This is a genomic window from Micromonospora sp. WMMD735 (assembly GCF_049178995.1).
Lineage (GTDB): Bacteria > Actinomycetota > Actinomycetes > Mycobacteriales > Micromonosporaceae > Micromonospora > Micromonospora wenchangensis.
In genome coordinates this window covers 1737799-1753385 of the sequence record NZ_JBMHMJ010000002.1, presented here as the reverse complement: position 1 = coordinate 1753385, position 15587 = coordinate 1737799, and the positions used below count along the sequence as shown (strand labels likewise).

14 protein-coding genes are annotated in these 15587 nt (G+C 73.7%); 3 read left to right on the top strand and 11 right to left on the bottom strand.

Features of this window, described 5'->3' with window-relative positions:
• Positions 1 to 196 precede the first annotated feature (196 nt).
• Entirely contained in the window at positions 197 to 496 is a 300-nt protein-coding gene (locus tag ACN268_RS07765) for a hypothetical protein (RefSeq protein ID WP_421482456.1), read from the bottom strand.
• Positions 497 to 700: 204 nt separating this feature from the next.
• On the opposite strand from ACN268_RS07765, the gene ACN268_RS07760 reads away from it, so the two are divergent.
• Entirely contained in the window at positions 701 to 1540 is an 840-nt protein-coding gene (locus tag ACN268_RS07760; protein ID WP_421482455.1) for an ATP-grasp domain-containing protein, read from the top strand.
• Here the strand turns inward: ACN268_RS07760 and ACN268_RS07755 are convergent.
• The 4 genes from ACN268_RS07755 to pgi form a co-directional block, all read right to left on the bottom strand.
• Complete coding sequence (locus ACN268_RS07755; RefSeq protein ID WP_421482454.1) at positions 1480 to 2220, bottom strand: lysoplasmalogenase; 741 nt, start codon at positions 2218 to 2220, stop codon at positions 1480 to 1482. The genes ACN268_RS07760 and ACN268_RS07755 overlap by 61 nt on opposite strands.
• Positions 2217 to 3044, bottom strand: coding sequence for a sterol desaturase family protein (locus tag ACN268_RS07750; protein WP_204923012.1), 828 nt, complete (start codon positions 3042 to 3044; stop codon positions 2217 to 2219). Before ACN268_RS07750 ends, ACN268_RS07755 begins: the two co-directional genes overlap by 4 nt.
• A 101-nt stretch (positions 3045 to 3145) precedes the next feature.
• Positions 3146 to 3847, bottom strand: coding sequence for a FadR/GntR family transcriptional regulator (locus ACN268_RS07745; protein WP_421482453.1), 702 nt, complete (start codon positions 3845 to 3847; stop codon positions 3146 to 3148).
• Positions 3848 to 3997: 150 nt separating this feature from the next.
• Positions 3998 to 5635: a glucose-6-phosphate isomerase gene (gene pgi, locus ACN268_RS07740; protein ID WP_421482452.1), complete on the bottom strand. Its 1638-nt coding sequence runs from the start codon at positions 5633 to 5635 to the stop codon at positions 3998 to 4000.
• Positions 5636 to 5869: 234 nt separating this feature from the next.
• Here pgi and ACN268_RS07735 point away from each other — a divergent pair, with 234 nt between their 5' ends.
• The gene (locus tag ACN268_RS07735) at positions 5870 to 7813 is read left to right on the top strand and encodes an ABC transporter ATP-binding protein (RefSeq protein ID WP_421482451.1); all 1944 of its coding nucleotides are present in this window, start codon (positions 5870 to 5872) and stop codon (positions 7811 to 7813) included.
• Between the two features lie 223 nt (positions 7814 to 8036).
• Positions 8037 to 9467, top strand: a complete 1431-nt coding sequence (locus ACN268_RS07730) for an endo-1,4-beta-xylanase (protein ID WP_421482450.1) — start codon at positions 8037 to 8039, stop codon at positions 9465 to 9467.
• Positions 9468 to 9533: 66 nt separating this feature from the next.
• Here the strand turns inward: ACN268_RS07730 and ACN268_RS07725 are convergent, their stop codons facing one another.
• From ACN268_RS07725 to ACN268_RS07700, 6 genes are all read right to left on the bottom strand, one after another.
• Positions 9534 to 10811 (bottom strand): sulfite oxidase, encoded by a 1278-nt coding sequence (locus tag ACN268_RS07725; RefSeq protein WP_421482449.1) that lies wholly within the window; start codon positions 10809 to 10811, stop codon positions 9534 to 9536.
• A gap of 96 nt (positions 10812 to 10907) precedes the next feature.
• Complete coding sequence (locus ACN268_RS07720; RefSeq protein WP_421482448.1) at positions 10908 to 11540, bottom strand: hypothetical protein; 633 nt, start codon at positions 11538 to 11540, stop codon at positions 10908 to 10910.
• Positions 11537 to 12961 (bottom strand): selenium-binding family protein, encoded by a 1425-nt coding sequence (locus tag ACN268_RS07715; RefSeq protein ID WP_421482447.1) that lies wholly within the window; start codon positions 12959 to 12961, stop codon positions 11537 to 11539. Before ACN268_RS07715 ends, ACN268_RS07720 begins: the two co-directional genes overlap by 4 nt.
• An 8-nt stretch (positions 12962 to 12969) precedes the next feature.
• Positions 12970 to 13764: an ABC transporter ATP-binding protein gene (locus tag ACN268_RS07710; protein ID WP_421482446.1), complete on the bottom strand. Its 795-nt coding sequence runs from the start codon at positions 13762 to 13764 to the stop codon at positions 12970 to 12972.
• Entirely contained in the window at positions 13737 to 14570 is an 834-nt protein-coding gene (locus tag ACN268_RS07705; RefSeq protein ID WP_421482445.1) for an ABC transporter permease, read from the bottom strand. Before ACN268_RS07705 ends, ACN268_RS07710 begins: the two co-directional genes overlap by 28 nt.
• Positions 14567 to 15538: an aliphatic sulfonate ABC transporter substrate-binding protein gene (locus tag ACN268_RS07700; protein WP_421482444.1), complete on the bottom strand. Its 972-nt coding sequence runs from the start codon at positions 15536 to 15538 to the stop codon at positions 14567 to 14569. Before ACN268_RS07700 ends, ACN268_RS07705 begins: the two co-directional genes overlap by 4 nt.
• Positions 15539 to 15587: the final 49 nt, after the last annotated feature.

Genomic DNA, 15587 nt, shown 5'->3' with positions numbered 1-15587 from the left:
CGGCACGGGAACGGGCGTCCGACGTCCACCCGAACGGGTCGTCGCGCCCGGGGCCGGCTGATCGACGGCGGTCGTCCACATCGGCCAGGAGCACGACGGGAAAGGCCGGGCCCTGCGCAGGGAGAAGACAGGCCGCGTCCCCCTCACCGGCCCGGTGCGCCAGCCGCCGGGAGCGAGGGGGACGGCGATCGACGGGTCAGGCCGCCTCGACGGTACGCGTGCGCCGTGCGGGCCGGCCGGGCTGCTCCCGTACGGTGCGTCGGTCGTCGACGACGCCCGTCGTCACGTCGCCGGCCATGGTCAGCGCCCGGTGGGCGTTGCGCGCGGCGTCGCAGGGCCACTCTTGGTGTTCGCAGAGCAGGTTGTCGCAACGCCCGGCCTGGTCGGGATGGTGCGCGTCGATCACGTCGAGGGCCATCCGCCACAGGAGCGGATCGGTGACCCCGGCGGGAACGGCGGCTCGGGTATGTCGCTGCGGGCGGTCGGTGTCGGACACGGTCTCCCCCTTTGTCGGTACCGAAGAAGAGTCTCCACCCCGCGCGCAAGCGAAACCAACCGCCCCGGGTGGGGATGACCACCGCCACGCTGCGGAACTGTCCGACAGCGTGACCGTTCGTGCCCCCATTCCGGGTAAATCCGTGCCCCGGGTTCCGGGAAAAAGACGGTGGTTGCGGGCCGGCCGACCGGGGAGGATGCGGACATGCTGTTGATCGTCCCCGCCGACCCGCTGCGTCCCCGCCGACCGGACCCGCACTTCGCGCCGGAGGCACAGGCCGCCCGGGAGGCCGGGTACCAGGTCGCCGTCGTCGACCACGACGCCCTCGCGGCGGGGCGGGACGTCACCCGGGCGGTCGCCGGGGTGCCCGCCGCCGACGACGCGGTCTACCGGGGCTGGATGCTCTCCGCCGCCCGGTACGCCGGCTTCGCCGAGGCGCTGCGCGCCCGGCAGGTCACCCTGCGCACCGATCCCGACCGGTACCGCCGCGCCCACGAACTGCCCGGGTGGTACGCCGCGGCGGCGGCGCTCACCCCGCAGTCCCGCTGGACCGTCGGCGTCGACCGGACCGACTTCGACCGCATCCGTACCGCGCTGGGCAGCGGTCCGGCGGTGCTGCGGGACTGGACCAAATCCGCCAAGCACCACTGGCACGAGGCGTGTTTCGTGCCGGAGCTGGCCGACGGCGACGCCGCCTGGCGGGTCGCGACCCGGCTGCGCGAACTGCGTGACGACGACTTCGCCCGTGGTTTCGTGCTGCGTCGCTTCGAGCCCCTGGCCGGCGTCGAGATCCGCACCTGGTGGGTGGACGGCCGCTGCGTGCTCACCGGCCCGCACCCGGACACCCCGACGGAACTGCCCGACGTGCCGCTGGACCTCGGGCCGCTGGCCGCCGTGGTGACAGCGCTCGACCTGCCCTTCGTCACCGCCGACCTGGCGTGGCGCACCGACGGCCGGTGGCGGCTGGTGGAGATCGGCGACGGTCAGGTCAGCGACCGCCCGTCCACGATGGCCCCGCAGGCCCTGGTCGCCGCCCTCGGCTGAGCCGGGTCGGCGCGGGGCGGCCCGACCCCGCGGCCCGCCCAGCCGGTGGTGATCAACAGCAGGGCGACGAGGTAGGTGGTCATCACCCACAGCCCGTGGCCGGGCAGCCGGACGCCCGTCGCCTCGACCCCGATGAGCAGGTCGGACAGGAGGAACAGCGCGCCCCCGGTGGCCACCCGCCGGGACACCCCCCAGCCGGCGGCGGCCATCAGGGCCAACGCCAGGCTGTAGCCGAGCACCGGCAGCCGCAGATCACCCAACCGGCCCCAGAGCAGCGCGTTGCCCGCCGCCCACAGCGCCAGGTAGCCGGCCACGGCCGGCGCGGGTGGCCGCCGGTGCCGCAGGAACGCGGTCAGGAACGCCAGCTGGGTGCCGAGGAAGCACCCCATCCCGAGCAGGAACGCGGTGCTGCCGGGCACCAGCAGCGCCACGTCACCGGCGGCCGCGCAGACCAGCCCGGTCGCCACCGGGTCCCACCGCCGGCGTACGGCGAGCAGCCAGCCGAGCAGCAGCGGGGCGAGCAGCGGCTTGGCCGCCCACTGCACGGCCGGCGCGTCGAGGGCGACCCCGGTCAGCTCGACGGCGGCGGCCAGCCCGAACGCTGCCCGCCACCACCGGCCGGCCACGCCGGACACCGGCCGGCCCCGGTCGGGTCGCCGGGCGGCACGGGTGCCGCTCATCGGGCGGGCTGCCAGCCGGGACGGCCGAGGACGTGCCCGAGCCGGTGCCGCCACGAACCGGCCCGCCGGACGTCGGCCCAGATCGCGGCGTACTCGTGGGTGGCCACCCGTAGCGGGTTGTAGGTGCCGATGTTCGTCGTCAGCCCGTACCGGACGGCGGTGTCCTCGGGGGCGAAGCTGCCGAAGAGCCGGTCCCAGACGATCAGGATGCCGCCGTAGTTGCGGTCCAGGTACTCACGGTTCGCGCCATGGTGCACCCGGTGGTGCGACGGGGTGTTGAAGACCCACTCGACCGGTCGGGGCAGCCTGTCGATCCGCTCGGTGTGCAGGAAGAACTGGTACAGCAGGCTGACCGACTGCTGGAGGAAGATCATCCACGGTGGGATGCCGAGCAGCGCCAGCGGCAGCCAGAACGGCAGCGAGGTCATCGGCGTCCAGCTCTGCCGCAGCGCGGTGGACAGGTTGAAGTGCGTGCTGGAGTGGTGCACCACGTGGCTGGCCCAGAACAGGCGTACCTCGTGGTGGGTGCGGTGGAACCAGTAGTAGGCCAGGTCGTCGGCGACGAACAGCAGCACCCAGGTCCCGACGCTGGTGGGGGAGAGCTGCACCGGGGCGACCGTCCACAGCGCGACGTAGAGGCCGACGGTGAGCAGTTTCCACGGGAAGCCGATCAGTTGGCTGCCGGCGCCCATGGTGAGGCTGGTGGTGGTGTCCCGCAGCTCGTAGCCGCGTTCGTCGTCGTCCGGCGCGAACCGGTACGACCACGCCTCGACGGCGATGAGCAGCAGGAACGCCGGTACGGCGTAGAGCACGGCGGGGATCATGCGCGACGTTCCCTTCCGGGGGACGGGCGACGGGGGTGGACGCCCGGGACGGGTCGGCGGGTGGGGTGGTGCGGGTCGACCGGAGGGGGACGACGGGCCGGTCAGCCCGTCGGACTGGTGAGGGACGCGGTGAGCAGGGTGTGTGCCTCGGTGGCGGCGTCGTCGCCCCGGCCGTCGGCGATCGCGGCGGCCAGCCGGCGGTGCCCGGCGACGTCCAGCAGTTCGGCCGCGCGTCGGGCCGGCGGCACCTCGCCGACGGCCAGCGCCCCGGCCACCAGGCTGTTGAAGGAGAGCAGGTAGGCGGTGTTGCCGCTGCCGGTGACGATGTGCCGCCACAGCGCGATGTTCGCCTCGGCCATCGCGGACAGGTCGGGGGCGAGCGCGGCGAACCCCTCCACGGTGTCGACCACGACCCGGCGTACCGCCCCGGTGGCCCGCCCGGCGCAGCGCCGGGCCGCGTCGACCCCGACGCAGGCGCGCATCTCCAGCATGTCCCGGACCAGGTTCTCCACCGGCAGCACGTCACCGGACTGGGCGAGGGACAGGGCCAGGTCGAGGCCGGCGTGCACCCGCCAGTCCAGCACCCGGGTGACGCCGCCCTGGCTGATCCGCAGCAGCCCGAGCTGCTGCAGCCGGCGCAACGCCTCCCGTACGGCGTGCCGGTTGACGGCGAACGCGGCGGCGAGTTCGCGTTCCCCGGGCAGCGGGTCACCCGGGGCATGCCGTCCGCTGACGATGGCGTCGCGGAGTTGGCCGAAGACGTGGTCGGAGACGGAGCTGCGGGGCACCGGGACGAAGGTCACGGCAGCAGTCTGGCGGCGTACCAGTCAATTTGTCAACTGGTTGGACCAGTTGGTCGAAAGAAACGGCGGCCGGGTCGGGTGACCCGGCCGCCGTCCCGACGGGCCTCACCGGTGGCCGCTGCCGGATGCCCGGCAGCGGCCGTCCGGACCTCAGGCCCGGCCGCGCTCCCGGCGGTAGCGGCGGATCAGCGCCGCCGTGGAGGAGTCCACGTCGGCCAGGTCCGGCGCGTCCCCGGTCAGCTTCGGGGCGAGCTGGTTGGCCATCACCTTGCCCAGCTCCACCCCCCACTGGTCGAACGGGTTGATGTCCCAGACCGCGCCGCAGGTGAACACGATGTGCTCATAGAGCGCGATGAGCTGGCCCAGCGTCGACGGGGTGAGCTTCGGCGCGATGATCGAGGTGGTCGGGTGGTTGCCGGGCATCACCCGGTGCGGCACCACCTCGGCGGGCGTGCCCTCCGCCTCGACCTGCTCCTTCGTCCGGCCGAAGGCCAGCGCGGCGGTCTGCGCGAAGAAGTTCGACATGAACAGGTCGTGCATCTCGCCCAGGTCGTGGTTGGGCTGGCTGAACGCGATGAAGTCCGCCGGGATCAGCACGGTGCCCTGGTGGATGAGCTGGTAGAAGGCGTGCTGACCGTTGGTGCCCGGCTCGCCCCAGAAGATCTCCCCGGTCGGGTGGTCCACGGGCGTGCCGTCGAGGGTCACCGACTTGCCGTTGCTCTCCATGGTGAGCTGCTGCAGGTACGCCGGGAACCGGTGCAGGTACTGCGAGTACGGCAGCACCGCGTGGGTCTGCGCGCCGAGGAAGTCGACGTACCACACGTTGATCAGCCCGAGCAGCGCCGGCAGGTTCCGCTCCACCGGCGCGGTGCGGAAGTGCTCGTCGACGGCGTGGTAGCCGGCCAGCAGCTCGCGGAACCGGTCCGGCCCGACCGACAGCATCACCGACAGCCCGACCGCCGACGGCAACGAGTACCGGCCACCCACCCAGTCCCAGAAGCCGAACATGTTCTCCGGGTCGATGCCGAAGTCGGCCACCCGGCCCGCGTTGGTGCTCACCGCCACGAAGTGCTTCGCGATCGCCGCGTCGTCGGCGGCGTCCAGCCCCGACAGCAGCCACGTCTTGGCCTGCTCGGCGTTGGCCAGCGTCTCCTGCGTGGAGAAGGTCTTCGACACCACCACGAACAGGGTGGTCGCCGGGTCGAGGTCGTTGGTCTTGTCGTGGATGTCGGTCGGGTCGATGTTGGAGACGAACCGGCAGGCGATCCCGCCGTCCCGGTACGCCTTGAGCGCCTCGTACGCCATCACCGGCCCGAGGTCGGAACCGCCGATGCCGATGTTGACCACCGTGCTGATCCGCTCACCGGTGTGCCCGCGCCACTGCCCGGAGCGGACCCGCTCGCTGAACGCGGCCATCCGGTCCAGCACCCGGTGCACGTCGGCGACCACGTCCTGACCGTCCACGGTCAGCGCGGCGTCGCGCGGCAGCCGCAGCGCGGTGTGCAGCACGGCCCGGTCCTCGGTCGAGTTGATGTGCTCCCCGGCGAACATGGCGGCGATCCGGTCGGTCAGCCCGACCCGCCCGGCCAGCGCGGTGAGCAGCCCGACCGTCTCGTCGGTGACGAGGTTCTTGCTGTAGTCGACGTGCAGGTCGGCGACCTCGCCGGTGAGCCGCTCACCCCGTTGCCGGTCGGCCGCGAACAGCTCCCGCAGGTGGGCGCCGCGCATCGTCTCGGCGTGCTTGCGCAGCGCCTGCCATTCGTCGGTGGTGGTCACACTCGCAGCCATCGGGTCGATCTTCTCCTTCACGACGGTCGTCGGCGCGTGGTGCCGCCGACGGTTCGCGTCCCAGCCTGCCACCCGGGGCGCGGCCACGCGACGCGACCCGGCGCGGCGGGCGGCGCGGCGCGCCCCGCGACACGCCAATGCGACAGGTGTACGACACGCCGCCACGGCGAGACAGTCCGTCGTCGCTGACAGTAGGCTCGCCCGTGCCCCGCCCCCTTCGGCCCGGGAGGAACCATGGCGACGGTGACCGGTCCCCGCCGTGCGGCCGGCGCGGACGAGCCCGCCGAGCGCGCCGCCGACGACGCCGGGCTCGATCTGCCGGAGCTGGCCGACGGCGCCTGGATGCACCACGCCACCACGTTCGCGCACACCAGCTTCCGCGCGGTGGCCCGCCGGTTGCCCCGGCTGGTGCGCGAGGCCGTCGCGTTGGCCTGGGCCACCAGCCGGCGCGACACCCTCGCCGCGATCGGGCTGAACCTGGCCGCCGGGGTGATGACCACCCTCGGCCTGCTCGCCACCACCGGCGTCCTGCGGGAGTTGTTCGCCGCCGGCCCGACGCCGGACCGGGTCCGGGCCGCGCTGCCCGCGCTGGTGCTGGCCGCGGCGGCGGTGGCCGCCAAGGGCACCCTGACCGTCACCGCCGGCTGGGCGCAGGCCCGGCTGATCCCGCAGATCACCTACGCGGTGGAGCTGCGGCTGTTCGAGACCACCACGGCGGTCGAGCTGGCCGCCTTCGACGACGCCGGCTTCGCCGAGGAGATGGACCGGGTCCGCGACCGGGGCACGGCCGAGGCGGCGTCCATCGTCGACCACACGGTCAACCTGATCACCGGGGTGGTGGGCGTGCTGGCCACCGCTGCCGCGGTGACCGTGATCCAGCCGTTGCTGCTGCCGTGCCTGCTGCTCGCCGCGGTACCCGAGGCGGTCACCGCGGTCAGGATGGCCCGCCGGCAGTACCTGGACATGCTGGCCCGGATCAACAGGCGTCGCCGGATGTGGATGCTGGCCAACCTGATGGCCAACCGGCACACCGCCGCCGAGGTGCGGGCCTACCAGATGCGCGACTTCCTGCTCACCGAGTTCCGCCGGATGATGAGCGCCGAGACGGCCGCGCTGCTGCGGTTGGCCCGCGCACAGAGCCGGACCCGGGCCGTCGGGATGTCCATCGGCGGGGTCGCCGCCTTCGCGGTCTACGCCGTGCTCGGTGGGCTGCTGCTCGCCGGCCTGGTCGCGCTGGCCGCGGCGGCGACCGCCCTGCTCGCCCTCCAGTCGGCCCGCAGCAGCCTCGCCCTCGCCGTCTTCGCCACCAACAACCTCTACGAGGACGCCCTCTACTACCAGGACTACCGGGACTTCCTCGACCGGGCCGAGGGGCGCAGCGGCACCGTCCCGGGACGGCCCGCCACCGGGTTCGACACCATCGAGCTGGACCGGGTGAGCCTGCGCTACCCGGACACCGACGCCCCGGCCGTCGACGAGGTCAGCCTCACCGTCCGGCGGGGCGAAGTGGTCGCGCTGGTCGGGGAGAACGGCTCCGGCAAGACCACCCTGGCCAAGCTGATCGCCGGTCTCTACCGACCCACCGGCGGGGCGATCCGGTGGGACGGCGTCGACGTCGCCGAGCTGGACCCGGCGTCGACCGCCGCCCAGGTGGCGGTGATGACCCAGGAGTGGTGGAAGTTCCCGTTCACCGCCGCGCAGAACATCCGTATCGGCCGGTACGACCGGGCTCCGGACATGGCCGGGCCCACCGTCGAGGACGCCGCCCGGTCGGCCGCCGCGCACGACATGATCGCCGGGTTGCCGTTCGGCTACGACACCCTGCTGGCGCGGGAGTTCAAGAACGGCCACGACCTCTCCGGCGGGCAGTGGCAGCGGCTGGTGGCCGCCCGGGGCCTCTACCGCGACGCCCGGCTGCTGATCTGCGACGAGCCGTCGGCCGCCCTCGACGCCCGCGCCGAACACGCGCTCTTCGAGCAGTTGCGGCGGCGGCCCGACCGGACGGTCGTGCTGATCACCCACCGGCTGGCCAACGTCCGGCACGCCGACCAGATCTTCGTGATGGCCCGTGGTCGACTGGTGCAGCAGGGCGACCACGACACGTTGATGGCCGCCGACGGGCCCTACCGGGAGCTGTTCGAGTTGCAGGCGAGCGGCTACCTCGCCGCCACCGAGTAGCGGCGACGCCGGCGACGACACGGCCAAGGCATCGACGTTCATTGAACTCTTGGAGATGGTTCGATAGCGTCACCCTGGCAACCCCTCGACCTCGGCGGTGGCGGCTGAGCGACGACGCGGGCGGGTGTGGCCTCCGGGCGGACCACACCGCCTCCCCGGCCGGCCACCGCACCCGGGCGAAAGGTCGGGACGGTGCACCCCACCGTCGTGAAAGGCATCCGCCATGAACCACGTGTCCACCCGCGGCAGCGGGCGTCGGACCACACCACCGCGGCTGCGTGCCGCCCTGGTCTCGATCGCCACCGGCCTGGTCGCCGTCGGTACCACCGTCGCCCTCGCCTCCAGCGCCAGCGCCGGCACCACCCTCGGTGCCGCCGCCGCCGAGACGGGCCGCTACTTCGGCACCGCGGTGGCGGTGAACAGGCTCTCCGACTCCGGCTACGCCGGCATCCTGAACCGTGAGTTCACCTCGGTCACCGCCGAGAACGAGATGAAGTGGGACGCCACCGAGCCCAGCCCGAACCAGTTCAGCTACGCCGGCGGCGACAAGCTGGTCAGCCACGCCGAGGCCAACGGGATGCGGGTCCGCGGTCACGCGCTGGCCTGGCACCAGCAGCAACCGCGCTGGACGGCCGTCCTGTCCGGCGTGGCCCTGCGCAACGCCATGCTCAACCACGTCACCCAGGTCGCCACCCACTACCGGGGCAGGATCGACGCGTGGAACGTGGTGAACGAGGCGTTCGCCGACGGGGGCAGCGGTGGGCGTCGTGACTCCAACCTGCAGCGCACCGGTGACGACTGGATCGAGGCGGCGTTCCGGGCCGCCCGGGCCGCCGACCCGGGCGCGACGCTCTGCTACAACGACTACTACATCGACGGGCAGAACCCGAAGAGCAACGGCGTGTACGCCATGGTCCGGGACTTCAGGGCCCGGGGTGTGCCGATCGACTGTGTCGGCTTCCAGTCCCACTTCACCGCCCAGTCGCCGGTGCCGTCGGACTACCAGGCCAACCTCCAGCGTTTCGTCGACCTCGGCGTCGAGGTGCAGATCACCGAGCTGGACATCGAGGGCTCCGGCAGCCCCCAGGCCGACAGCTACTCCCGCGTGGTCCGCGCCTGCCTGGCGATCTCCCGCTGCACCGGCATCACCGTCTCCGGCATCCGGGACACCGACTCGTGGCGGTCCAGCGCCACGCCGCTGCTCTTCGACGGCAACGGCACCAAGAAGGCCGCGTACACCTCCACGCTGGACGCGCTCAACGCGGGCGGCACCACCGTCCCGCCGACCACGCCGCCGCCGACCACCACCCCACCGCCCACGACCACCCCGCCGCCTCCTACCACGAGCCCGCCGCCCGGTGACGGTGACTGCACCGCGTCGGTGTCGGTGAACTCCTGGTCCGGCGGCTTCGTGGCCACCGTCAAGGTCACCGCCGGCCCGGCCGGGCTCGACGGGTGGGTGGTCGACCTGATCCTGCCGTCGGGTGCCACCGTCACCACCGTGTGGAGCGCGCAGAACACCGGCACCTCCGGTGACGTCAGCTTCCGCAACCTCGGCTACAACAGCGCCGTCGGGGCGGGGGCCGGCACCGAATTCGGTTTCCAGGGCACCGGCAACGGCCCCACCGGCGCGGCGACCTGCGCCCGCCCCTGACCGGCCACCCGGCCGGCGGGTGCCGGGCAGTCCTGCGGTCGGCGGGCCGGGCGGGTGGCGGGCGGGTCAGACCGCCGTCACCGGATGCCGGACCACCCCGTCGAAGAGGTACCCGAGGTCGTTGACCCCGGCCCGGTCGGCCTGACCACGGCCCGTCACGTCCACCGCGCGGGCCCGCAGCGTCCACCGGCCGGCGGTCGGCGGACACCACCGCGTCGACCACCGCTGCCAGGGCCCACCCCGGTCCGCCCCGACCAGGGTGGCCGGTCGCCACCCGTCGCCCGTGTCGACCTCGACCCGGTCGATCGGGCCGGCCCCGGACCAGGACCGGCCGGTCAGCGTGGTCTCGACGCCGGCCGGCAGCCGGGCGTCCCAGGGCAGCTCGAACGCGCTCTTGACCGACTGGGTGTCGGCCGGCCCGCCGTCGGCCGGCTGGCCGGGACCGAACATCCGGTAGAGGCTGGTGTTCCACGGGGACAACAGCGGGGTGGTGGAGACCTCGATCGCGCCGACCCACTTGATCGAGGAGATGCCGATCCAGCCGGGCACCACCACCCGGACCGGGAAGCCGTGGTCCGCCGGCAGCGGCGCGCCGTTCATCTCGTACGCGAGCAGCACGTCGTCGAGGGCCTTGCCGATCGGCAGCGGACGGCGTACCCGGCCGAGATCGACGCCCCCGGTGACGTACGGCGGGTCGAGGCCCTCCGGCATCACGTCCACCGCGTCGGCGGTCAACCCGGCGTGCCGCAGCACGGTGGACAGCGGCACCCCGCGCCAGCGGGCCACCCCGACGCCCCCGAGCCGCCACTGCACCCCGGAGGCCGGGGTGTCCTGCTGGCTGGCGAAGAAGTGCCGCCCGTTGCCGGCGCACTCCACCAGGGCGGGCAGCTCGACGGCGGGCAGTGCGCGCAGGTCGGCGTAGCCGAACTCGACCGGGGCGTCCCGGGTCGGAGCGTCACGCAGGCCGTCGCCGTACAGCCGCAGCCGCCAGGTGTCGGCGTCGATGTGGGGGGTGTGGGTGTGGTTGCGCACGAAGAACCTGTCGTTCGGCACCACGTAGCCCTGGCCGGCCATCGCCTCCCAGCGCATCTCGGCGTTGCCGTCGCGGGGCGTGAGCAGCGCGGGGTCGAGCGGCTTGACGATGCCCGGGGCCACCCCGACCGGCCCGGCGGCGGGTGCGACGGGCTCCCGTGCGTCGTCGGCGGCGGCGAGGGCGCTCATCGCCGTGCCCAGCGTGACCAGGTCGGCGCGGGACACCCCGTCGGCGCGGGCCTGGCCGGCCAGCCACTGCCGGGCCCGGCGGGCGTCGTGGTCGGCCTCGTCGTACGACAGAACGGTGGACACCGGGGCTCCCTCGGCTCGGCGGCTGCAACTCCTATTGAATCAGTAGGAGTTGCGGCCGGGGAGAGCCACTGGCCGACCCGGGCCGGGGCCATTCGGTCAGATGGCGGCGGCCAGCGTCACCACCCCCGCCGCGACCAGCACCCCGGCCCACAGCCGGTCCACGTTGAACCAGGCCCGGCGCAGCACCCCGACCCCCAGCACCTCGTACACCAGCAGCGCGACGGTCGACGCGACGGCAAGCATCGCCACGGTGTGCGCCCCGGCGGCGGCCAGCCCGGTCAGCGCGCCGGCCGGTGCCGCCGCCAGGTGCCCGGCGTGCCCGCCGGCCGGCGGGTCGGCCAGCAGCACCGGCAGCAGCATCAACCCGGCACCGTGCGCCGACGACATCAGGAACGACCAGCCGGCCACCTGCGCCGCCGACAGCCGCATCCCGGCCCAGCGGAAGTGCCGCCGGGACAACAGCCGCCACAGCCCGAACCCGACCAGCACCGTCCCGCCGGCCACCGTCAGCGCGGTGCTGGCGGTGACCGAGCGGGTGGCGGAGACCAGCGCGGCGACCACCGCCACCGAGGCCAGGTGGCCCGCCGCGACCGGGGGCAGCGCGGCCAGCAGCGCCACCCGGCGACGCTCCTGCAACCCCCGGGCGACCGCGAGGAGCCACCCCATCGCCGGGTTCAACCCGTGGAACGCGCCGAGCGCCGCCACCGCCAGCAGGGTCCGCCCGGTCACGGGAAGCAGTACGAGTCGGAGCTGGCGTCGCCGCCCTGCAACCGGGTCTGGTGCACCCGCAGCCCCCGGAACTGCTCGCCGTGCGGGAAGAACCGCACGTCCGGGGTGAGCCCGCCGTGTTCCGGGTCGACGTCCAGCTTGGCGAGCCACGCGCCCACCCCGTCGGGATAGAACTGGTCGTCCCAGGAGCCGTAGAGCGAGTTGCTGACGTAGACCCGGCGGCCGTCCCGGCTGACCTCCACCATCTGCGGACCACCGGCCAAGGGCTCGTCCGGAGCGGCCGGGTGGGCCGTGCGGGCCACGATGCCGCCGAGGCGCACCGAGCCGACCAGCACCGGGTGGAACGGGTCGGTCACGTCGTATTGGCGCAGCTCCCCGGTGCCCCAGCAGGAGACGTAGAGGAACCGGTCGTCCACCGACAGGTCGATGTCGGTGACCAGCGGGGGGACCGCGCCGAACGGCTTGAGCAGGTCCGGCAGACCGGCCGGGTCGGCGGGCTCGGCGGGGATGTCGATCACCCGGGTCACCGCCCACGGCGCGTCCGCGCCGTCGCCGTCGCGGTGCCACAACCAGACCGACGCCGACAGGTCCTCGACGCTGATCACCACCCCGACGAAGCCGTACGACCGGGTCGGGTCGTGCGCGGGGCGCAGTTCGAGCGCCATCTGGTACTGGTCGCCGAGGTCGACCCGCTGCACGTGCCGGCGCTTGGCGAGGTCCCAGAAGTGGATCGCGTGCCCGTATTTCCGTCCCAGCAGCAGCTCGCCGACGATGCCGTCCTCGATCATCGACGGGGTGCCCCACTCGCTGGTGACCAGCACGTCCTGGGTGAGGTGCCACCACACGTCGTACGCCAGGAACTGCGGGCCCCGGTCGGCCTCCCACGCCCCACGGACGGCGAAGGTGGTGTGGTCGAGCACGGCGATGCCGCCCGGACCCTCGGCACCGTCGACGCCGCCGAGCGCCGACAGGTAGATGCCGTCCGGGCCACAGTGCACGGTGTGCGGGCGGGAGTAGCCGGACCTCTCGGCCAGCTCCTGCGCGCCGATCACCTTCACCAGCTGCGGTGCGCGCGGGTCCGGTCGGGTGTCGAACACGTGGATGCGCGACGACCGCAGCCCCGGCACGATCAGGTAACGCCGCTCGACGTGCGGGTGCGGTGCGGTCGGGCAGAGCGCGCTGCTGCACGCGTTCCAGCCGAAGTGGTGCAGCTCGTCGCCGGTGTACGGCAGATCCGTCCAGCCGACCACCCGGCCGTAGTCGGCGGACTCCGGATCGGTGTCGAGCACGACGATCGCGTCCGGCCGCTGCGCCGTACGGTCGAACGCCGCGACGTAGGCCAGCTTCTCGACGGGCGCGGTGGCCGCCTCGCGGGGGGAGGGGTAGAAACTCGGGTCGGGTGTCCAGCGGGTCATCGTCATCTCCGGGATCAGACGGCGGGTACGCCGAGGCGGTCGAGCAGCCGGCGACGCAACGCGCCGAAGGCGGGCTGTTCGGGGGAGCGGGCGGGGCGGTCGGCGGCGTGCCCGGCGGGGCCGAGGTCGACGGTGACCTCCTCGGCGACGACGCCCCCGTCGAGCAGCAGGATGCGGTCGGCGAGCAGCAGCGCCTCCTCGACGTCGTGGGTGACCAGCAGGGCGGCGAAGCCGTGCTCGGCGCGCAGCCGCCGCAGCAGGGACTGCATCCGCAGCCGGGTCAGCGCGTCGAGCGCCCCGAACGGCTCGTCGAGCAGCAGCAGGTCCGGCTCGCGGACGAGCGCGCGGGCCACCGCGACCCGCTGCGCCTGACCGCCGGAGAGTTCCGCCGGCCAGGCCCGGCGGCGGTCGGCCAGCCCCACCTCGGTCAGCGCCCGGTCCACCCGGGCCCGCACGTCGGGGCCGGTCAGCCCCAGCGCGACGTTGTCGCCGACCCGCTTCCAGGGCAGCAGCCGGTGTTCCTGGAAGACCACGGCGGCGGTGCCCCGCACCCGGGTCTCGCCGGTGGCGTCGGCGTCCAGGCCGGCGAGGATCCGCAGCAGGGTGCTCTTGCCGGAGCCGCTGCCGCCGAGCAGCGCCACCACCTCCCCGGCGGCGATGGCCAGGTCGACCCCGGCGAGCACCGACCGGCCGTCGAAGGCCCGCCGTACCCCGTGGGCGGTGAGCACCGCCGCGTCGCCCGCCCGGTCCGCCGCGTCGCCGGTCCCGTGCGTCGGGCCGGTCAGGTCGCCCGCAGGCCGCGTCGCCATGTCAGGGTCCTCCTCTCCAGGATCCGCAGGGCGAGGTCGGACAGCAGCCCGAGCAGCGCGTAGATGACCAGACCGAGCACCACCACGTCGGTCTGGCTGAACTCCCGGGCCTCCATCATCAGGAAACCGACGCCGGTCTGGGCGTTGACCTGCTCGCCGACGACGAGGCTGAGCCAGGCCGCCCCGATCGCCAGCCGCAGCCCGAGGAACAGCGACGGCAACGCCCCGGGCAGCACCACGTGCCGCAGCCGCGCGGCCGGTCCCAGGCCGCAGGTGCGGGCCGCCTCGACGAGCCGCTCGTCGATGTCCCGGATGCCGGCGTAGGTGTTGAAGTAGATCGGGAAGAACACCCCGAGCGCGACCAGGGTGATCTTCAACGACTCGCCGATCCCCACCCAGATGATCAGCAGTGGGACGAGCCCCAGGTGGGGCAGCATCCGGGCCATCTGCACCGGCGGGTCGACCAGGTCGTCACCGAGCCGGAGCAGGCCGGCGGCGGCACCGAGCACCAGCGCCAGCACCCCGCCGAGCAGCAGCCCGATGCCGGCCCGGGTGAGCGAGTCGAGCAGGTGGACGCCGAGGGTCCCGTCGCCGGCCAGCCGTACCCCGGTGGTGAGCACCCGGCTCGGTGCGGGCAGCTTGTCCGGGGCGAGCAGGCCGGCGCGGGCGGCGGCCTCCCATCCGGCGACGAGCAGGACCGGACTCACCAGTCGCCACCAGCGCCGCCCGGCCCGACGTCGCGGGCCCGCGTCGGGTGGGGCCGGGACGGCGGCCGGCGGCGCGGGGAGCACCACGGTGGTGCTCACTGGAACACCGCGCTGAACCGGTCGTCCACCCGACCGGCGATGTCGACCGGGCCGGGGACGAGGTCGAGGGTGGTGAAGCCGTCCGCGATGGCCTGGAGTTCGACGCCGACGGCGGGGGTGACCGGGGCCAACGGGCGGGCGCTGCGGGCCAGCGCCCGGGTGGTGACGTCCAACGGGATCTTCAGTTCGGGGGCGAGCACCGTGGCGCGTTCGGCCGGGTTGGCGATGCCCCAGTCGGTGACCTTCCGGTACGTGGTGAGGAAGGCGCGGACGTCGTCGGTGCGGTCCCGGACCACCTCGGGGGAGGCCAGCACGTACTCCCGGTTGCTGGCCAGGCCGGTGGCGTCGGCGAGCACCGTCACCCCGGGCTGCTCGGCGAGGGCGAAGTACGGGTCCCAGATGATCCAGGCGTCGACCTGGCCGTTGTCGAAAGCGGGCCGTCCCTCGGCCGGCTTGAGGTACTTGACGTTGATGTCCTTCAGCGTCATGTTGTTCGCCGCCAGCAGCCGGACCAGCAGCCAGTGCACGTTGCTGCCCTTGTTCAGCGCCACGGTCCGGCCGCGCAGGTCGGCGAAGGTCTTCAGGCCGCTGTTCTGCTTGACCAGCACCGCCTCGCCCTGCGGGATCGGGGCCGAGGTGCCGATCACCGAGAAGGGGATCTTCGCGGCGGCGGCGAAGATCGGAGGCGCCTCACCGACCTGTCCGATGTCGATCGCGCCGGCCTTGAGTGCCTCGGTCAGGGCCGGGCCGCTCTCGAACAGCGACCACTGCGCGTCGGGTGCGGCGTTGCGGGCCTTGACCAGGCTCAGCCCGCCGAAGCGTTGGTAGCCGATGCGCAGCGGGCCCTTGCCGGCCTGCGCGTCGGCGGCGTCGTCGGCGCAGCCGGTGACCCCGCCGACGGCGACCAGGGACAGGGCGGTGAACAGAGCGGTGGCCAGCCGGCGCAGGCTCCTCGGCGGGGTGGGCATGTCGGCTCCTCGGGAGTGGACGGTGTGCTCGCGACGCCGCAGGTCGGCG

Coding starts and splice junctions, on each gene's coding strand:
- ACN268_RS07760 (WP_421482455.1), top strand. CDS start 701: ATGCTGTTGATCGTCCCCGCCGACCCGCTGCGTCCCCGCCGACCGGAC.
- ACN268_RS07755 (WP_421482454.1), bottom strand. CDS start 2,220: ATGAGCGGCACCCGTGCCGCCCGGCGACCCGACCGGGGCCGGCCGGTG.
- ACN268_RS07750 (WP_204923012.1), bottom strand. CDS start 3,044: ATGATCCCCGCCGTGCTCTACGCCGTACCGGCGTTCCTGCTGCTCATC.
- pgi (WP_421482452.1), bottom strand. CDS start 5,635: ATGGCTGCGAGTGTGACCACCACCGACGAATGGCAGGCGCTGCGCAAG.
- ACN268_RS07735 (WP_421482451.1), top strand. CDS start 5,870: ATGGCGACGGTGACCGGTCCCCGCCGTGCGGCCGGCGCGGACGAGCCC.
- ACN268_RS07730 (WP_421482450.1), top strand. CDS start 8,037: ATGAACCACGTGTCCACCCGCGGCAGCGGGCGTCGGACCACACCACCG.
- ACN268_RS07715 (WP_421482447.1), bottom strand. CDS start 12,961: ATGACGATGACCCGCTGGACACCCGACCCGAGTTTCTACCCCTCCCCC.
- ACN268_RS07710 (WP_421482446.1), bottom strand. CDS start 13,764: ATGGCGACGCGGCCTGCGGGCGACCTGACCGGCCCGACGCACGGGACC.
- ACN268_RS07700 (WP_421482444.1), bottom strand. CDS start 15,538: ATGCCCACCCCGCCGAGGAGCCTGCGCCGGCTGGCCACCGCTCTGTTC.